This window comes from Stenotrophomonas sp. 05L44_2 (genome assembly GCF_056665995.1).
Window position 1 is genome coordinate 1 of sequence record NZ_JBFTNR010000011.1, and the last position, 14,204, is coordinate 14,204.

At 66.8% G+C, this 14,204-nt stretch carries 19 protein-coding genes; 4 read left to right on the plus strand and 15 right to left on the minus strand.

What is annotated here, in order from left to right:
- The coding region (locus tag AC1VAN_RS00705; protein ID WP_480985084.1) for an SAM-dependent methyltransferase at nt 1–252 on the minus strand (252 nt) is incomplete at its 3' end.
- Between the two features lie 64 nt (nt 253–316).
- On the opposite strand from AC1VAN_RS00705, the gene yhbY reads away from it, so the two are divergent.
- Together yhbY and AC1VAN_RS00715 are read left to right on the plus strand one after the other, a co-directional pair.
- Nucleotides 317–622: a ribosome assembly RNA-binding protein YhbY gene (gene yhbY / locus AC1VAN_RS00710; protein WP_025878910.1), complete on the plus strand. Its 306-nt coding sequence runs from the start codon at nt 317–319 to the stop codon at nt 620–622.
- 12 nt (nt 623–634) lie between these two features.
- Nucleotides 635–1,009: an Mth938-like domain-containing protein gene (locus AC1VAN_RS00715; protein ID WP_032976512.1), complete on the plus strand. Its 375-nt coding sequence runs from the start codon at nt 635–637 to the stop codon at nt 1,007–1,009.
- A gap of 464 nt (nt 1,010–1,473) precedes the next feature.
- Here the strand turns inward: AC1VAN_RS00715 and AC1VAN_RS00720 are convergent, their stop codons facing one another.
- The 4 genes from AC1VAN_RS00720 to surE are packed head-to-tail and all read right to left on the minus strand — an operon-like array spanning nt 1,474 to nt 4,343.
- Entirely contained in the window at nt 1,474–2,259 is a 786-nt protein-coding gene (locus AC1VAN_RS00720) for a peptidoglycan DD-metalloendopeptidase family protein (RefSeq protein WP_032976511.1), read from the minus strand.
- On the minus strand, nt 2,256–2,870 hold the full coding sequence (locus tag AC1VAN_RS00725; RefSeq protein ID WP_025878907.1) for a YqaA family protein: 615 nt from the start codon (nt 2,868–2,870) through the stop codon (nt 2,256–2,258). The genes AC1VAN_RS00720 and AC1VAN_RS00725 overlap by 4 nt, the downstream gene beginning before the upstream one ends.
- Nucleotides 2,871–2,889: 19 nt before the next feature.
- A complete protein-coding gene (locus AC1VAN_RS00730) occupies nt 2,890–3,567 on the minus strand; it encodes a protein-L-isoaspartate(D-aspartate) O-methyltransferase (RefSeq protein ID WP_025878906.1) in 678 nt (225 codons plus the stop codon).
- Complete coding sequence (gene surE / locus AC1VAN_RS00735) at nt 3,564–4,343, minus strand: 5'/3'-nucleotidase SurE (protein WP_032976510.1); 780 nt, start codon at nt 4,341–4,343, stop codon at nt 3,564–3,566. The genes AC1VAN_RS00730 and surE overlap by 4 nt, the downstream gene beginning before the upstream one ends.
- Nucleotides 4,344–4,552: 209 nt before the next feature.
- Here surE and AC1VAN_RS00740 point away from each other — a divergent pair, with 209 nt between their 5' ends.
- Nucleotides 4,553–5,092: a Smr/MutS family protein gene (locus tag AC1VAN_RS00740; protein WP_480985085.1), complete on the plus strand. Its 540-nt coding sequence runs from the start codon at nt 4,553–4,555 to the stop codon at nt 5,090–5,092.
- A gap of 141 nt (nt 5,093–5,233) precedes the next feature.
- On the opposite strand, the gene truD is transcribed toward AC1VAN_RS00740, so the two are convergent.
- The 10 genes from truD to AC1VAN_RS00790 form a co-directional block, all read right to left on the minus strand.
- Complete coding sequence (gene truD, locus AC1VAN_RS00745) at nt 5,234–6,265, minus strand: tRNA pseudouridine(13) synthase TruD (protein ID WP_032976508.1); 1,032 nt, start codon at nt 6,263–6,265, stop codon at nt 5,234–5,236.
- On the minus strand, nt 6,262–6,759 hold the full coding sequence (gene ispF / locus AC1VAN_RS00750; RefSeq protein WP_025878902.1) for a 2-C-methyl-D-erythritol 2,4-cyclodiphosphate synthase: 498 nt from the start codon (nt 6,757–6,759) through the stop codon (nt 6,262–6,264). The genes truD and ispF overlap by 4 nt, the downstream gene beginning before the upstream one ends.
- A gap of 34 nt (nt 6,760–6,793) precedes the next feature.
- On the minus strand, nt 6,794–7,492 hold the full coding sequence (gene ispD, locus AC1VAN_RS00755) for a 2-C-methyl-D-erythritol 4-phosphate cytidylyltransferase (RefSeq protein ID WP_033830799.1): 699 nt from the start codon (nt 7,490–7,492) through the stop codon (nt 6,794–6,796).
- Complete coding sequence (gene ftsB / locus AC1VAN_RS00760; RefSeq protein ID WP_025878900.1) at nt 7,489–7,839, minus strand: cell division protein FtsB; 351 nt, start codon at nt 7,837–7,839, stop codon at nt 7,489–7,491. Before ftsB ends, ispD begins: the two co-directional genes overlap by 4 nt.
- A gap of 4 nt (nt 7,840–7,843) precedes the next feature.
- Complete coding sequence (eno, locus tag AC1VAN_RS00765) at nt 7,844–9,136, minus strand: phosphopyruvate hydratase (RefSeq protein ID WP_480985086.1); 1,293 nt, start codon at nt 9,134–9,136, stop codon at nt 7,844–7,846.
- Nucleotides 9,137–9,233: 97 nt separating this feature from the next.
- Nucleotides 9,234–9,566, minus strand: coding sequence for a hypothetical protein (locus AC1VAN_RS00770; protein ID WP_032976505.1), 333 nt, complete (start codon nt 9,564–9,566; stop codon nt 9,234–9,236).
- Nucleotides 9,566–9,913: a hypothetical protein gene (locus AC1VAN_RS00775; RefSeq protein WP_312965340.1), complete on the minus strand. Its 348-nt coding sequence runs from the start codon at nt 9,911–9,913 to the stop codon at nt 9,566–9,568. Before AC1VAN_RS00775 ends, AC1VAN_RS00770 begins: the two co-directional genes overlap by 1 nt.
- Nucleotides 9,910–10,740, minus strand: a complete 831-nt coding sequence (kdsA, locus tag AC1VAN_RS00780) for a 3-deoxy-8-phosphooctulonate synthase (protein WP_480985087.1) — start codon at nt 10,738–10,740, stop codon at nt 9,910–9,912. The genes AC1VAN_RS00775 and kdsA overlap by 4 nt, the downstream gene beginning before the upstream one ends.
- Before the next feature lie 88 nt (nt 10,741–10,828).
- Nucleotides 10,829–12,493, minus strand: coding sequence for a CTP synthase (locus tag AC1VAN_RS00785; protein WP_025878896.1), 1,665 nt, complete (start codon nt 12,491–12,493; stop codon nt 10,829–10,831).
- A 401-nt stretch (nt 12,494–12,894) separates the two neighbouring features.
- Entirely contained in the window at nt 12,895–13,128 is a 234-nt protein-coding gene (locus AC1VAN_RS00790; RefSeq protein ID WP_025878895.1) for a hypothetical protein, read from the minus strand.
- 160 nt (nt 13,129–13,288) lie between these two features.
- Between AC1VAN_RS00790 and AC1VAN_RS00795 the strand changes: the two genes are divergently transcribed.
- On the plus strand, nt 13,289–14,204 hold a 916-nt coding region (locus AC1VAN_RS00795), incomplete at its 3' end, for an ATP-binding protein (protein WP_480985088.1).

Genomic DNA, 14,204 nt, shown 5'->3' on the forward strand with positions numbered 1-14,204 from the left:
GTCCAGGATGTCCAGGGCCAGCACGCGGCCTGTATCGCCGATCTGTCTCCGCACCTGCTGAGACCAGCCACCTGGGGCCGCGCCGAGGTCGACCACCACCATGTGCGGCTTCAGCAGCCGGTCACGTTCGAGCAGTTCTTCAAGCTTGTAGGCCGCACGGGAGCGCATGCCTTCGGCCTGGGCCTTCTTCACGAAGGGATCGGAGAAGTGTTCCTTGAGCCAGCGCTGGCTGCTTTTGCTGCGGGTAGCCATTGGAAATAGGGGCTGATGGGGTCGCCATGATACCCTGATCGTCCCATTCAACCGTGTTTTCTGCATGCCCACTGCCTTGACCCCTTCCCAGACCCGTTTCCTGCGCGGCCAAGCCCACGACCTGAAGGCCCTGCTGCAGACCGGCGGCAAGGGCGTCACTCCGGCCTTCCTGACCGAGCTGAACGAAGTGCTGGAACGCCACGAACTGGTCAAGGTGAAGGTTGCCGCCGAAGACCGTGACGCCCGCGACGTGATGATCGGCGAAATCGTGCAGGCCACCGACAGTGCGCTGGTGCAGCGTATCGGCCATGTGGCCGTGCTGTATCGCCCGAGCAAGGAACACCGCCAGATCGTGCTGCCGCGCGGCTGATCGGACCCTGCCATGCAGCTGAACCACGAACTGCCCGACTACGCCTACAGCCTGCGCGCCGCTGACGGTCGCTCGGCACGGGTGAATGATCGCGTTCTGGGCAACAGCTTCTTCCTGACCCCGGACCAGCTGGTCGAACAGTGGCCGGTGACCGATGTCGCGGCGCTGCAGGTGGCTGACCTGGAGCCGATCCTGGCACTGAAGCCGGCGTTGATACTGCTCGGCACCGGAGAGCGCCAGGCGTTCCCGCCGGCGGTTGTCATGGCCGCCTGCCTGTCGCGCGGTATCGGACTGGAAGTGATGAACAATCCGGCTGCCGCACGTACCTTCAACATCCTTGCCGGCGAAGGCCGCAAGGTGGCGGCCGCCTTCATCCTGGAAGGCTGAGGCCCGAGGTCGCCGGGCATGGCCCGGCGCCACCTGAAACACACGTTGCGCATATGTAAGCGTCCGAGCCCATGCTCGGGCAGTGCTGCATTGCGGCGTACAGCCGCCGGGCATGGCCCGGCGCTACCCGTATCTGCCCGCGCTAGCGCGCCGGCAGATACTGTTGCGGGTCGAAAGGCAGCCGAGCACGGCGCGGCTCTACAGGCGCAAGGCAATCGCGGCATCTGTGAGCGTCCGAGCCCATGCTCGGGCAGCGCTCCATTGCGGCGTACAGCCGCCGGGCATGGCCCGGCGCTACCCGCGTATCTGCCCGCGCTAGCGCGCCGGCAGATATTGCTGCGGGTCGACCGGCTTGCCGTTGTAGCGGGTGAGCCGAGGGCGCTTGCGGCCCATGGGACGCGCCCTTGGCGAACGCCCGGCGCGCTGCGCCGGGCCGGGGATCCGCCCGGAGAAAGAGCGGCCGGTTACTTCGCCGGCAGATATTGCTGCGGGTCAACCGGCTTGCCGTTGTAGCGGATCTCGAAGTGCAGCATGTCCCGGTTGGCGCCGGTACGGCCCATCTCGGCGATCTGCTCGCCGGCCTTCACGCTCTGCCCTTCATTGACCAGGCGCTTGCGGTTGTGGCCATAGGCCGACAGCCACTGGTCGCTGTGCTTGATGATGATCAGCTCGCCATAGCCGACCAGGCCGGCGCCGGAATACACCACCACGCCATTGGCCGTGGCCTTCACCGGCGCGCCGCTGGTGCCGGCGATGTCCACGCCCTGCTTGGTYGCATCGCCGGCCACGTAGCGGCCCACGACTGCGCCATCGGCCGGCCAGCGCCAGGCGATGTTGCTCTTGACCGGACCRGCCGGACCCGGCGTCGGCGCGGTACTGCCGCCAGACGTGCTGCCAGCCGGACGCGGCGCGGTGACCACGGTGGTCGGCGCACGACCGCCACCGGAACCGGCCGGATACAGGCGGATCACCTGCCCCGGGTAAATGGTCGACGGGTTGTCCAGGTTGTTCCAGGCGATCAGGTCGGCCGGCGTGATGTCGTGGATGCGGGCCAGCGCATAGATGGTGTCGCCCTTGCGCACGACCACCGTCTGCCCCGGCTTGGGCACCGACGTCTTCGGCGTGCTGACGCCACTGCTGCCGCCGCCACTGGGCCGGACCACGGTGGCGGTGCCACAGGCGGCCAGGGTGGATACCAGCAACGCCAGCGCGCCGATGCGCACTCCCTTGCTCAGACGATCTGCACTCATGCGAACTTCGACCTCCATACAAGCCAGGCGATCAGCACCACCACCAACGCGGTGGCGATCCAGCCCAGCGGTTCAATCCATCGGCGCAGCGCAGCTTCCGCGCGCGCACCACCGATACGGATGACCGCAGCCAGCACGAACACGCGCTTGCCACGACCGATCAACATGCTCAACAGGTACTGCGGCATCGGCACGCCGACGATACCCGATGCCCACGTGAAGACCTTCATCGGAATCGGCATGAAGCCGCCCAGCACCAGGAAGGTGAACACCGCCCAGGGCGACTCCACCATCTTCGCCTGCACGGTAGCGATGCCCTGCTCGATCGCCGGCAGCATGCCCAGCGCCTCGAACACCGGCTTGACCGCTTCGAATGCATAGTGGCCCAGCGCGTAGCCGATCAGCGCGCCGACCATCGAGCCGGCCAGGCTGAGGGTGGCGAACCACCAGCCGCGCTTGGGCTGGGCCACGCACATCGGCGCCAGCATCACTTCCGGCATCACCGGGAAGATGATGGCTTCGAAAAAGCTCAGCACCATCAGATAGGTCGGCGCGCGCTCATGCGCGGCCCACTTCATCGCCCGCTCGTACAGCGGCCCGAAAATCTTCATGCAACCCTGCTCCGTGGATTCAATCGAGCATGCCAGACAGCAGCGGCACGAAGGTGACCGGCGCCAGCACGCGTTGTTCGATGCTGCCGTCATCCTTGCGGTCGAGCTGCACCAGCGACTGTGCGCCGGCGCCACCGACCGGGGCGACCAGGCGGCCACCTGCAGCCAGCTGCTCGACCAGCGCATCGACCAGTGCCGGTGCGGCGGCGGTAACCACGATGGCGTCGAACGGGCCATGCTCGGCCCAGCCCACGCGGCCGTCGTCGTGCTTGGTGCGGATGTTCATGCCCAGCGCGCGGAACCGCTTGCGCGCCTGYCGCAGCAGGTCACCGATGCGCTCGACGGTATAGACCTCCAGCCCCAGCGCGCCGAGCACGGCGGCCTGATAGCCCGAGCCGGTACCCACTTCGAGCACCTTCTTCGGCGCCACCTGCAGCACGGCCTCGGTCATCCGCGCCACTACCCACGGCTGGGAAATGGTCTGGCCGTGGCCGATCGGCAGCGCGGTGTCTTCATATGCGCGCGAGGCCAGGGCCTCATCGATGAACAGATGGCGCGGCACCACCCGGATCGCGTTCAGCGTCGACTCGTCGACGATGCCGGCTTCGCGCAGGCGGTCGACCAGGCGGTCGCGCACGCGCTGCGATGTCATGCCGATGCCGACTGCTTCCGGCTGCAGGCGCAGGCGTGGGCTCATGCCGGCCGGTCCAGCGCGGCGCTGAGGCCGCCGACCCAGCTGGCGACCTTTTCCAGTGCCTGATAGCGGGTCAGGTCAACCTGGATCGGGGTGATCGAAATGTAGCCGGTGCGCACCGCATGGAAATCGGTGCCCGGGCCGGAGTCCTGCTCGCGGCCGGCCGGACCGATCCAGTACACCTCGTTGCCGCGCGGGTCTTTCTGCGCGATGCAGCCTTCGGCGCGATGACGGTTGCCCAGGCGGGTGACTTCGAAGCCCTTGACCTCGCTCCACGGCAGGTCCGGCACATTGACGTTGAGGATGGTGTCGGCCGGCAGCGGATCGGCCTTGAGGCGGGCAACGATCTCCACTGCGGCACGCGCCGCCGTCTCGAAATGCTTGGGGTCGTGGTTACGGGTCACCAGCGACACCGCCACTGCAGGCAGGCCGAGGAAACGTCCTTCCATCGCCGCCGAGACGGTGCCGGAATAGATCACGTCGTCGCCGAGGTTGGCGGCATTGTTGATACCGGACACGACAATGTCAGGCTCGAATTCGAGCAGGCCGGTCAGCGCAAGGTGCACGCAGTCGGTGGGCGTGCCGGCCACCGACACGGTGTAGTGGTCGATGCGCTTGAGCCGGATCGGCAGATCCAGGGTCAGCGAATTGCTGGCGCCGGAGCGATCGCGGTCCGGTGCGACCACCGTGACTTCGTGCCCGGCCTCGCGCAGCACGGATGCAAGCATCCGGATGCCCGCCGCGTCGACACCGTCATCATTGCTGACCAGGATGCGCATCTTCGATTTAACCGCTTGATTTTCCAAGAATTCGATCCCGTCACCTTGCAACGTGGGCGAAGCCGGCCCGTCTCCTCCAGGGAGGCGGCAGCTCCGCAAGTGCGCTGACTATTGTGCCGCAAGCGGGCGCTGGGTCCTACCCTGTCTGCGGTCACGGCCGACATCCAACGGTCATAGGCAGACCCGCGCAGGCGGTTTACCCTGTGCGCATGTCGCACCCTGAAGACGAAGATCCGGCTGCATTGTTCCGTGCCGCCATCGGCGAAGTGACGCCGCTGCGCAAGGAAGTGGAGCCCGCGCCTGCTGCGCCGCGGCCGAGGCCGCGTGCGCGCATKGCCGAGCGCGACGACGCAGAAGCCGCCGGTGAGTTCGCCCGGCTGCTGCGCGACAACGCCCCGCTGGAAGCGGGCGACGTTGCCAGCTACCGGCGCGACAACCTGCCGCCACGCCTGTTCCAGCGCTTGAAGCGCGGACAGTACTCGGTGCAGGACGAACTGGACCTGCACGGCGCCACCGCCGCGCAGGCCGAGATGATGCTGCGCCAGTTCCTGCTGGAGGCGCACGCCCACGAGTACGGCTGCGTGCGCATCATCCACGGCAAGGGCCTGCAGTCCGATGGCAGTGCGCCGGTGCTGAAGAACCTGGTGGACCGCCTGCTGCGCCTGCGCAACGACGTGCTGGCGTTCCATTCCGCCCCGACCGGACAAGGCGGGACCGGTGCCATGCTGGTGCTGCTGGCGCGGCGCTGACGTTCTGCCGGTGGGATTCATCCACGCATGGCGTGGATCTACTGACGGCCCGTCCACGCATGGCGTGGATCTACTGTGGCGGGCGGAGGAAGGTGGATCCACGGCATGCGTGGATGCTCTTCGCCTCCGCCACCATTTCCGTCAGGCCTGCGACGCGTCCTCGACCGGGCCGAGCTCGTGCAGGACCGCGGTGGCATAGCAGCCTGGCGGCAGCGCAAAGGACAACTCCAGTACGTCAGCGGCCAGCCACTGGTGCTGCAGCAGCGCTGGACGCAGCCGCAGCGCGCGCCGCTCCTGCTTCAGCCGCGCCTCTTCCAGGCCGGCGCGCAGCGCCTTTGATTCGTCATCATCCAGCGCTGCCAGTTCCAGCTCACGGGCGGCGTCGCTGCTGCGCAGCTCACCCTCACCCCACAACGGAGCACTGGGGTGGATGTCGAAACGTGCCAGGCGCTCGGCCAGCACGTCGCTGTAGGGCTCGGGGCCGAACACGCTGCGGCTGCCATCAAGCATCCACACTTCGCCCTGCAGCGGCTGGTCCCAGCTGCCCTGCTCCACGCGTGCAGCGAGCACGCGGTTGAACAAGGCCGAACGCGCCGCCGACAACAGCAGCGAACGCTGGTCCTTGCGCATGCGCCGGCCACCGAACATCGCCAACGCAGCGGGAACGTTGCCGCCATCGCGACCGAAGCGCTGCTCGCCGAACCAGTTCGGCAGGCCACGCGCGGCGATCTGCTGCAGGCGCTCGTCGATTGCCGCCGCGTCACCCTGCACATCGCGCAGCACCAGCCTGAAGCGGTTGCCCGCCAACGCACCGCGCTGCAGCTTGCGGTTGTGCCAGGTGGAGTCGATCACCTCGATCTCGTCACTGGCCAGCTCGGCCAGATCGGGCGCGACGCGCTTGGGCAGATGTACGCTGAAACGCTGGGTGGTGACCGCGTTGCGGTCCTTCATGCCGGCATAGCTGACCGCCATTTCCGGCAGGCCTGCCCACTTGGCCAGTACCTTGGCCACGTGCACCGTATTGGCGCCACGCTTGCGGATATGCAGCAGCAGATGCTCGCCTTCACCGGTCGCTTCGAAAGCGGGCAGCTCATCGACCTGGAAATCTTCCGGCGTGGTGCGGATGCGCGCCTGCAGCAGCGGTGCACCGAACGCGAGCGGCAACGGGATCATGCGGCCACCAGCAGCACGACCGCCTGCGCAGCGATGCCTTCGCCACGGCCGGTGAAGCCCAGCTTCTCGGACGTGGTGGCCTTGACGCTCACCGCATCCAACGGCAGCTGCAACAGTTCACCGATGCGCTCGCGCATGGCCAGCGCATGCGGGCCGACCTTGGGCCGTTCGCAGATCACGGTGATGTCGGTGTTGCCGACACGCCAGCCGCGCTCGCGCAGCAGGCCATCGCAATGGCGCACGAATTCGCTGCTGTCCGCGCCCTTCCAGCGGTCGTCAGTGGGCGGGAAGTGCTGGCCGATGTCGCCCAGCGCGATCGCACCGAGCATGGCGTCGCACAACGCGTGCAGGATGACGTCGCCGTCGCTGTGCGCGAGCACGCCGCAGCTGTGCGGCACCGCGATGCCACCGAGCATGATGTGGTCGCCTTCACCGAAGGCATGGACGTCGTAGCCCTGGCCGATACGGACGGGCGGGAACGGGGAGGTGCTCATGGATGCAGCCCTTGCAGCAGGGCCGCGCGGGCGGTCAGCCGGCGCGGCGGGAGAGTACGAATTCGAAACGATCGAGATCGGCCGGCGTGGTGACCTTGAAGTTGTCCTCGCTGCCTTCCACCAGCAGCGGGCGCTGGCCCTGGCGCTCCATGGCCATGGCATCGTCGGTCACATCGATACCGGCGGCAGCGGCCTCGGACAGTGCGCGGATCAGCTGGTGGCGGCGGAACAGTTGCGGCGTCAGTGCGCGCCACAGGCGCTCACGTGGCTCGGTGCCGTCGATGCCACCATCATCACCAGCACGCTTGAGCGTGTCGCGTACCGGCGCGGCCAGGATGGCGCCGACCGGATCGGTGCGGCCCACTTCCAGCAGGCGGCCAAGATCGGCCTGCGACAGGTTCGGACGCGCCGCGTCGTGCACCAGCACGAATTCATCGGCACGCACGCTGTCCGGCAAGGCCTGCAGCCCCGCCAGCACCGAGGCGGCGCGGGTGGCGCCACCGGTGCAGGTCAGCACCGGTTTGCCCGCCCATTCGCTCCAGCCCGGCCAGTCGGCATCGTCCGCACCGATCACCACCATCGCCCCGGCCACGGCCGGGTGTGCCAGCAGTGCGTCCAGGGTGTGGGCGAGCAGGGTCTGCCCGCCCGCCTGCAGGTACTGCTTGGGCAACGGCGCACCAAAACGCGTGCCGCGCCCTGCGGCCGGAACAACCACCCAGATCGCCGCGCTCATGGCACGTCCGCAGGATGGTCACCGGCCGGGGCCGCAACCGGCGCAGGCTGCGCCGGACGCGTCGGTGCATCTTCCACGACGCGATAGAACTTCTCGCCGGGCTTGATCATGCCCAGCTCGCTGCGCGCGCGTTCTTCGATGGCGGACTGGCCTTCCTTGAGGTCCTTCACTTCGGCAGCAAGCGCATCGTTGCGCTGCTGCAGACCGTCATTGTCCCGCTCCTGGTTGGCGACCTGGGCTTCGAGCATCATCACTTCACCCGAATTGCCCGGGCCGAACCAGAAACGGTACTGCAGCCATGCCAGCAGCAGGGCCAGCAACAACAGCAGCCAGCGCCAGTCGCGCATCGGCTCAGCGCTTCAGCGACACGAACGCGTCACGACCAGCGTAACGCGCGCCGGCACCGAGGGCTTCCTCGATGCGCAGCAGCTGGTTGTACTTGGCCACGCGATCGCTGCGGCACAGCGAGCCGGTCTTGATCTGGGTGGCGGTGGTCGCCACCGCAATGTCGGCGATGGTGGTGTCCTCGGTTTCACCCGAACGGTGCGAGACCACGGCGGCGTAACCGGCACGGTCGGCCATGGCGATCGCTTCCAGCGTTTCGCTGAGGGTACCGATCTGGTTGACCTTGATCAGGATCGCATTGGCGGTGCCCGAATCGATGCCTTCCTGGAAGATCTTCGGATTGGTGACGAACAGATCGTCGCCSACCAGCTGCACCTTCTTGCCSAKKYGRTCGGTCAGCAGCTTCCAGCCSKCCCARTCGTTYTCGGCCAKGCCGTCTTCGATGGWGATGATCGGGTACTGCGCGGCCCAGTCAGCCAGGAAGTCGACGAACTGCTCGGAGGTCAGGCGCTTGTTCTCGCCGACCAGGTTGTACTTGCCGTTCTCGAAGAATTCGCTGGAGGCCACGTCCAGGCCCAGCAGCACGTCTTCACCGGCGGTGTAGCCGGCCTTGCCGATGGCTTCGAGGATGGTGTCCAGCGCTTCGACGTTGCTGCGGAAGTCCGGCGCGAAGCCGCCTTCGTCGCCCACCGCCGTGCTCAGGCCGTGGCCCTTCAGCACCGACTTCAGCGAATGGAAGATTTCGGTACCGGCACGCAGCGCTTCGGAGAACGAGGTGAAGCCGACCGGCAGCACCATGAACTCCTGGAAATCGACGTTGTTGTCGGCGTGCGCGCCGCCGTTGATGATGTTCATCATCGGCACCGGCAGCGACGGGGTCGCGCCGGTCTTGGCGGCCAGGTACTGCCACAGTGCCTGCTTGCTGGAGGCAGCGGCGGCGTGCGCGGCGGCCATGGAAACGCCCAGCAGTGCGTTGGCACCCAGGCGGCCCTTGTTCTCGGTGCCATCCAGATCGATCAGGCGACGGTCCAGGCCGGCCTGGTCGGTAGCCTCGAAGCCCTTCAGTGCGTTGGCGATGGCGCCGTTGACGTTGTCGACGGCCTTGCGCACGCCCTTGCCGAGGTAACGGGTCTTGTCGCCGTCACGCAGCTCCACCGCTTCCTTGGTGCCGGTCGATGCGCCGGAGGGAACCGCGGCGCGACCGAACGAACCGTCCTCCAGGGTGACTTCGGCTTCCAGCGTGGGGTTGCCACGGCTGTCGAGGATTTCACGGGCATGGATGCTGCGGATCGTACTCATGGTCGGGCCGGTTACCTGTATGGAGAGGGGGCGACAAAAACGAATGCCGCGTGATTATCCCCGGCTACCCCTCACTTGCCAAATGGCGTGATGGGCCTCAGCCCCAGCTGGACCCGATCACGATCAGCAGCAGCGACACCAGCATCACCAGCAGGGCACCGGCAATGGTCGCGCACACCGGCCCGCGCCGGCGTCGCCAGGCCATCACCATCGCCACCAGGCTGCCCACGAAGGACAGCACCAGCGTGACCAGCGCGCCCAGCATCCAGTACTGCATGGCCTGCACGCCGTTGTTGCCATCCCCCGGCGGACGGAAGCTGGCGGCGAAGGCCAGCACGCCCACGAGCAAGCCGCCCCAGGCGAGCACCGACAGCAACAGGGCGATCAGGCCCCACGGCCAGCTGCGCGAGGGTTCAGGCATCGTATTCATCAAAGAAGATCGTGCAGCAGGATGCCCGCCCACAGCGACAGCACGACCATCGCCAGTGCAGCGGTAACCCTGCCCCGGTTCAGGCGCCAGCCGAGCACTGCGGCGAAAAGCCCTGCGGAAATGGTCAGCACTTCGGCCACCGCCAGGGCGATGACGAAGGGCATCAGGTTCACTACCGGACCGCCGGCACTGGACGGGCGCATGCCGGCACCGAACAGCATGCCGATGGCGAATACACCCGACACCGACAGCAACGCCAGGCCGAGTGCGATCGGGCCCCACGGCCACTGCCGCCAGCGCCGGCGACGACGCTGGATCTCCAGCGCCGCCTGCGGGTGCTGGCTCACGCGAAGCGCGAGAAGCCGTGCTTCTTGGTCACCGCATCGAGCTCCATCAAGGTCTCGAGCAGGGCTTCCATCTGGTCCAGCGGCCACGCGTTGGGGCCGTCGGACAGCGCCTTGGACGGGTCCGGATGGGTTTCGGCGAACAGGCCGGAGATGCCCACGGCAACCGCGGCACGCGCCAGTACCGGCACATGCTCGCGCTGGCCGCCSGAMSWGGTGCCCTGCCCGCCCGGCAACTGCACCGAATGGGTGGCATCGAACACCACCGGGCAGCCGGTATCGCGCATCACCGCCAGCGAACGCATGTCGCTGACCAGGTTGTTGTAGCCGAAGCTGGCGCCACGCTCGCAGACCATGATCTGCTCGTTGCCGGTGGCCTTGGCCTTCTCGACGACGGGCTTCATGTCCCACGGCGCCAGGAACTGGCCCTTCTTGATGTTGACCGGCTTGCCGGCCGAGCACACCTTGCGGATGAAGTCGGTCTGGCGGACCAGGAACGCCGGGGTCTGCAGCACGTCCACCACCGAGGCCACTTCATCCATCGGGGTGTATTCGTGCACGTCGGTCAGCACCGGCACGCCGATCTGCTTCTTGACCTCGGCCAGCACCTTCAGGCCCTCTTCCATGCCCGGGCCACGGAAGGCCGTGCCGGAGGTGCGGTTGGCCTTGTCGAAGCTGGACTTGAAGATGAAGTTCACACCGAGCCTGTCGGTCACTTCCTTCAGCTTGCCGGCGGTATCCAGCTGCAGCTGCATCGACTCGATCACGCASGGRCCGGCRATCAGGAASARSGGCTKGTCSAGSCCGACSTCGAATCCACACAGTTTCATGGCGTTTCCTTGTTGTCCGCTACACCGGCAGTGCCGGTGCGCTGGGGTTGAAGCGAGCAAGATGGGGGCCGGCGGCCCCCATGACAAGTCAGGCGCGCACTTCCTGCAGCAGCTTGCCACCGGCCTTGCGCTCGCGCGCGGCACGGATGAAGCCGATGAACAGCGGGTGGCCATCACGCGGGGTGGACAGGAATTCCGGGTGCGCCTGGCAGGCCAGGAACCACGGATGCTGGTCGCGCGGCAGTTCAACCACTTCCACCAGGGTGTCGTCCATCGACTTGCCGGCGATCACCAGGCCGGCGTCTTCCAGCTGGGTGCGGTAGCGGTTGTTGAACTCGTAACGGTGGCGGTGGCGCTCGGCGACCACGTCCTTGCCGTACAGTTCGCGGGCCAGCGTGCCCGGCTTCAGGCGCTGCTCCTGCAGGCCCAGGCGCATGGTGCCGCCCAGGTCACTCTTGTCGTCACGCTTTTCCACGTCGCCGGTGGCCGTGCGCCATTCGGTGATCAGGCCGATCACCGGGTTCGGCGACTGGCGATCGTTCTCGGTGCTGTTGGCGTCTTCCAGGCCCACTACGTGGCGCGCGTAGTCGACCACCGCAGCCTGCATGCCGTAGCAGATGCCGAAGTACGGCACCTTGTGCTCACGGGCGTACTGCGAGGTGAGCACCTTGCCTTCGAAGCCACGGTCGCCGAAACCACCCGGCACCAGGATGCCGTCGACATCGGCCAGCGCGGACATGTCGCTGCCTTCCAGGTCCTGCGCTTCCAGCCACTTCAGGGTGACCTTGGTGCGCTGACGCAGGCCACCGTGCTTGAGCGCTTCGCCGACCGACTTGTAGGCGTCCTGGTGGTCGATGTACTTGCCGACCACCGCGATGGTCACCGCATCCAGCGGATGCAGGGTGGCATCGACGGCGTCTTCCCACATCGACAGGTCGGCCGGGCCGGCCTTGTCGGCCAGCTTCAGCTGGTTGATGACGATCTCGTCCAGGCCCTGTGCGTGCAGGCCCATCGGAATGCGGTACAGCACATCGACGTCGGGCACGCTGATCACCGCGCGCTCGGAGACGTTGGTGAACTGGGCGATCTTGCGACGCTCCGAATCCGGTACCGGCTGTTCCGAACGGCACAGCAGCACGTCCGGCTGGATGCCGATCGAGCGCAGTTCCTTCACCGAGTGCTGGGTCGGCTTGGTCTTCAGTTCACCCGCGGCGGCGATGTACGGCACCAGGGTGAGGTGCATGAACAGCGCCTTTTCCGGGCCGCGCTCGGTGCGTACCTGGCGGATCGCCTCCAGGAACGGCAGCGACTCGATGTCGCCGACGGTGCCGCCGATCTCCACCAGGGCCACGTCGAAGCCCTCGGTGGCTTCGTCCATGCAGCGACGGATCTCGTCGGTGATGTGCGGAATGACCTGCACGGTCGCGCCCAGGTAGTCGCCGCGGCGCTCCTTGCGGATCACTTCCTCATAGATGCGGCCGGTGGTGACCGAGTTCTTGCGGCTCAGGCGGGTGCGCACGAAGCGCTCGTAGTGGCCCAGGTCGAGATCGGTTTCGGCGCCGTCGTCGGTGACATACACCTCACCGTGCTGGAACGGGCTCATGGTGCCCGGGTCGACGTTGATGTACGGATCGAGCTTCATCATCGTGACCTTCAGGCCACGCGCTTCGAGAATGGCGGCCAGTGACGCGGCGGCAATACCTTTGCCGAGCGAGGACACCACGCCGCCGGTTACGAAAATCAAGGGAGTCATGGCTGCAAGCATCCTGTCTGGAAATGGAAAACGGCAGCGCCACGCCTGCCCGGGGGGCGGGCGTGGAGCAGAAAGGGGGTTTTCCGGTTCGCTGGAGCAGCGAGGGAGGTGCGGGCCCGGCCAGCGCAATGCGCCAGCGGGGAACCACCCTGCGAGGTCGGGGCGGCCGTGCCGGTCACTTCGACCGTCACCTGCGACCCGCTTTGCTGGAGGCCACGCTTGGCCGTGCCAGCCCATTCGCAAATGGTGGACACGCACTTACTCCCGGAAAGCCATAGTTTACAGATAGATGGCCGCCAACCCAAGGGGCAGATGGCGCCATCGGCAAAAAGAAACGCCCCGCTGGGCGGGGCGTTCGAGGGGGAAACCCTTGTGGCAAGGGCCTCGGAGGGGCAGAAGAATTACTTCTTCTTGCGTGCCTCTTCCTCTTCTTCCTGCTGCGGCACCGGCTGGCCCTTGGCCTTCATCTCGGCATTGGCCTGCGCGCGGCGCTTGGCCTTGGCCTCGGCTTCGGACTGCGCCTTGTCGGCCTGGTCACCCTGCTGCGGAGCAGGCTGGCCGGCGTTCTGCGCCAGCACCATCGGCACTGCAACAGCGGCGGCAGCCAGGATCGCAATGGTCAGCAACTTCTTCATGGAGTCCTCCTCGCGGTATGGCTCGGATGTGGGGGGCGCCGGTGTTCGGTTCCAGCGGTTGCCATTTTACCCCCTCCCCGCCAACGAGGCTGAACCGCAGGCGTGCAAATTCCCGGTCCAGACCGCACACTTGCCCGTCGCTCCACGCTTTCGAAGACAGATGAACGCCCGCTATAACGCCGCCGATATTGAAGTCCTGTCCGGCCTTGACCCGGTCAAGCGCCGCCCCGGCATGTATACCGACACCGCGCGCCCGAACCACCTGGCGCAGGAAGTGATCGACAACTCGGTGGACGAGGCCCTCGCAGGCCATGCCCGCTCGATCGAGATCACCCTGTTCAAGGACGGCAGCGTGGAGGTCAGCGATGACGGCCGCGGCATGCCGGTGGACATCCATCCGGAAGAGAAGATCCCGGGCGTCGAGCTGATCCTGACCCGCCTGCATGCCGGCGGCAAGTTCAACAACAACAACTACACCTTCTCCGGCGGCCTGCATGGCGTCGGCGTCAGCGTGGTCAACGCGCTGTCGACCCTGGTGGAAATCCACATCAAGCGCGACGGTGCCGAACACCGCATCACCTTCCGCAACGGCGACCGCGCCTCGCCGCTGGAAGTGGTCGGCACCGTCGGCAAGAAGAACACCGGTACCCGCCTGCGCTTCTGGCCGGACCCGAAGTACTTCGATACGCCCAAGTTCGCCGTGCGCGCGCTCAAGCACCTGCTGCGCGCCAAGGCCGTGCTGTGCCCGGGCCTGACCGTCAAGCTGACCGACGAAGCCACCGGCGAGGTCGACACCTGGTACTACGAGGATGGCCTGCGCGATTACCTGAAGCTGGAACTGGGCGATCGCGAGTCGCTGCCGGCTGATCTGTTCGTGGGCAACCTGAAGAAAGACACCGAGATCGTGGACTGGGCCGTGGCCTGGCTGCCGGAAGGCGAGCTGGTGCAGGAAAGCTACGTCAACCTGATTCCCACCGCACAGCACGGCACCCACGCCAACGGCCTGCGCACCGGCCTGACCGAAGCGCTGCGCGAGTTCTGCGACTTCCGCAACCTGCTGCCGCGCGGCGTCAAGC

What these genes read in the sequence shown, in the direction of transcription:
- truD (WP_032976508.1), bottom strand. Translation starts at nt 6,265, where the DNA reads ATGATCCCGTTGCCGCTCGCGTTCGGTGCACCGCTGCTGCAGGCGCGC.
- surE (WP_032976510.1), bottom strand. Translation starts at nt 4,343, where the DNA reads ATGCGCATCCTGGTCAGCAATGATGACGGTGTCGACGCGGCGGGCATC.
- ispD (WP_033830799.1), bottom strand. Translation starts at nt 7,492, where the DNA reads ATGAGCGCGGCGATCTGGGTGGTTGTTCCGGCCGCAGGGCGCGGCACG.
- ftsB (WP_025878900.1), bottom strand. Translation starts at nt 7,839, where the DNA reads ATGCGCGACTGGCGCTGGCTGCTGTTGTTGCTGGCCCTGCTGCTGGCA.
- AC1VAN_RS00785 (WP_025878896.1), bottom strand. Translation starts at nt 12,493, where the DNA reads ATGACTCCCTTGATTTTCGTAACCGGCGGCGTGGTGTCCTCGCTCGGC.
- AC1VAN_RS00790 (WP_025878895.1), bottom strand. Translation starts at nt 13,128, where the DNA reads ATGAAGAAGTTGCTGACCATTGCGATCCTGGCTGCCGCCGCTGTTGCA.
- AC1VAN_RS00725 (WP_025878907.1), bottom strand. Translation starts at nt 2,870, where the DNA reads ATGAAGATTTTCGGGCCGCTGTACGAGCGGGCGATGAAGTGGGCCGCG.
- ispF (WP_025878902.1), bottom strand. Translation starts at nt 6,759, where the DNA reads ATGAGCACCTCCCCGTTCCCGCCCGTCCGTATCGGCCAGGGCTACGAC.
- AC1VAN_RS00715 (WP_032976512.1), top strand. Translation starts at nt 635, where the DNA reads ATGCAGCTGAACCACGAACTGCCCGACTACGCCTACAGCCTGCGCGCC.
- AC1VAN_RS00770 (WP_032976505.1), bottom strand. Translation starts at nt 9,566, where the DNA reads ATGAATACGATGCCTGAACCCTCGCGCAGCTGGCCGTGGGGCCTGATC.
- yhbY (WP_025878910.1), top strand. Translation starts at nt 317, where the DNA reads ATGCCCACTGCCTTGACCCCTTCCCAGACCCGTTTCCTGCGCGGCCAA.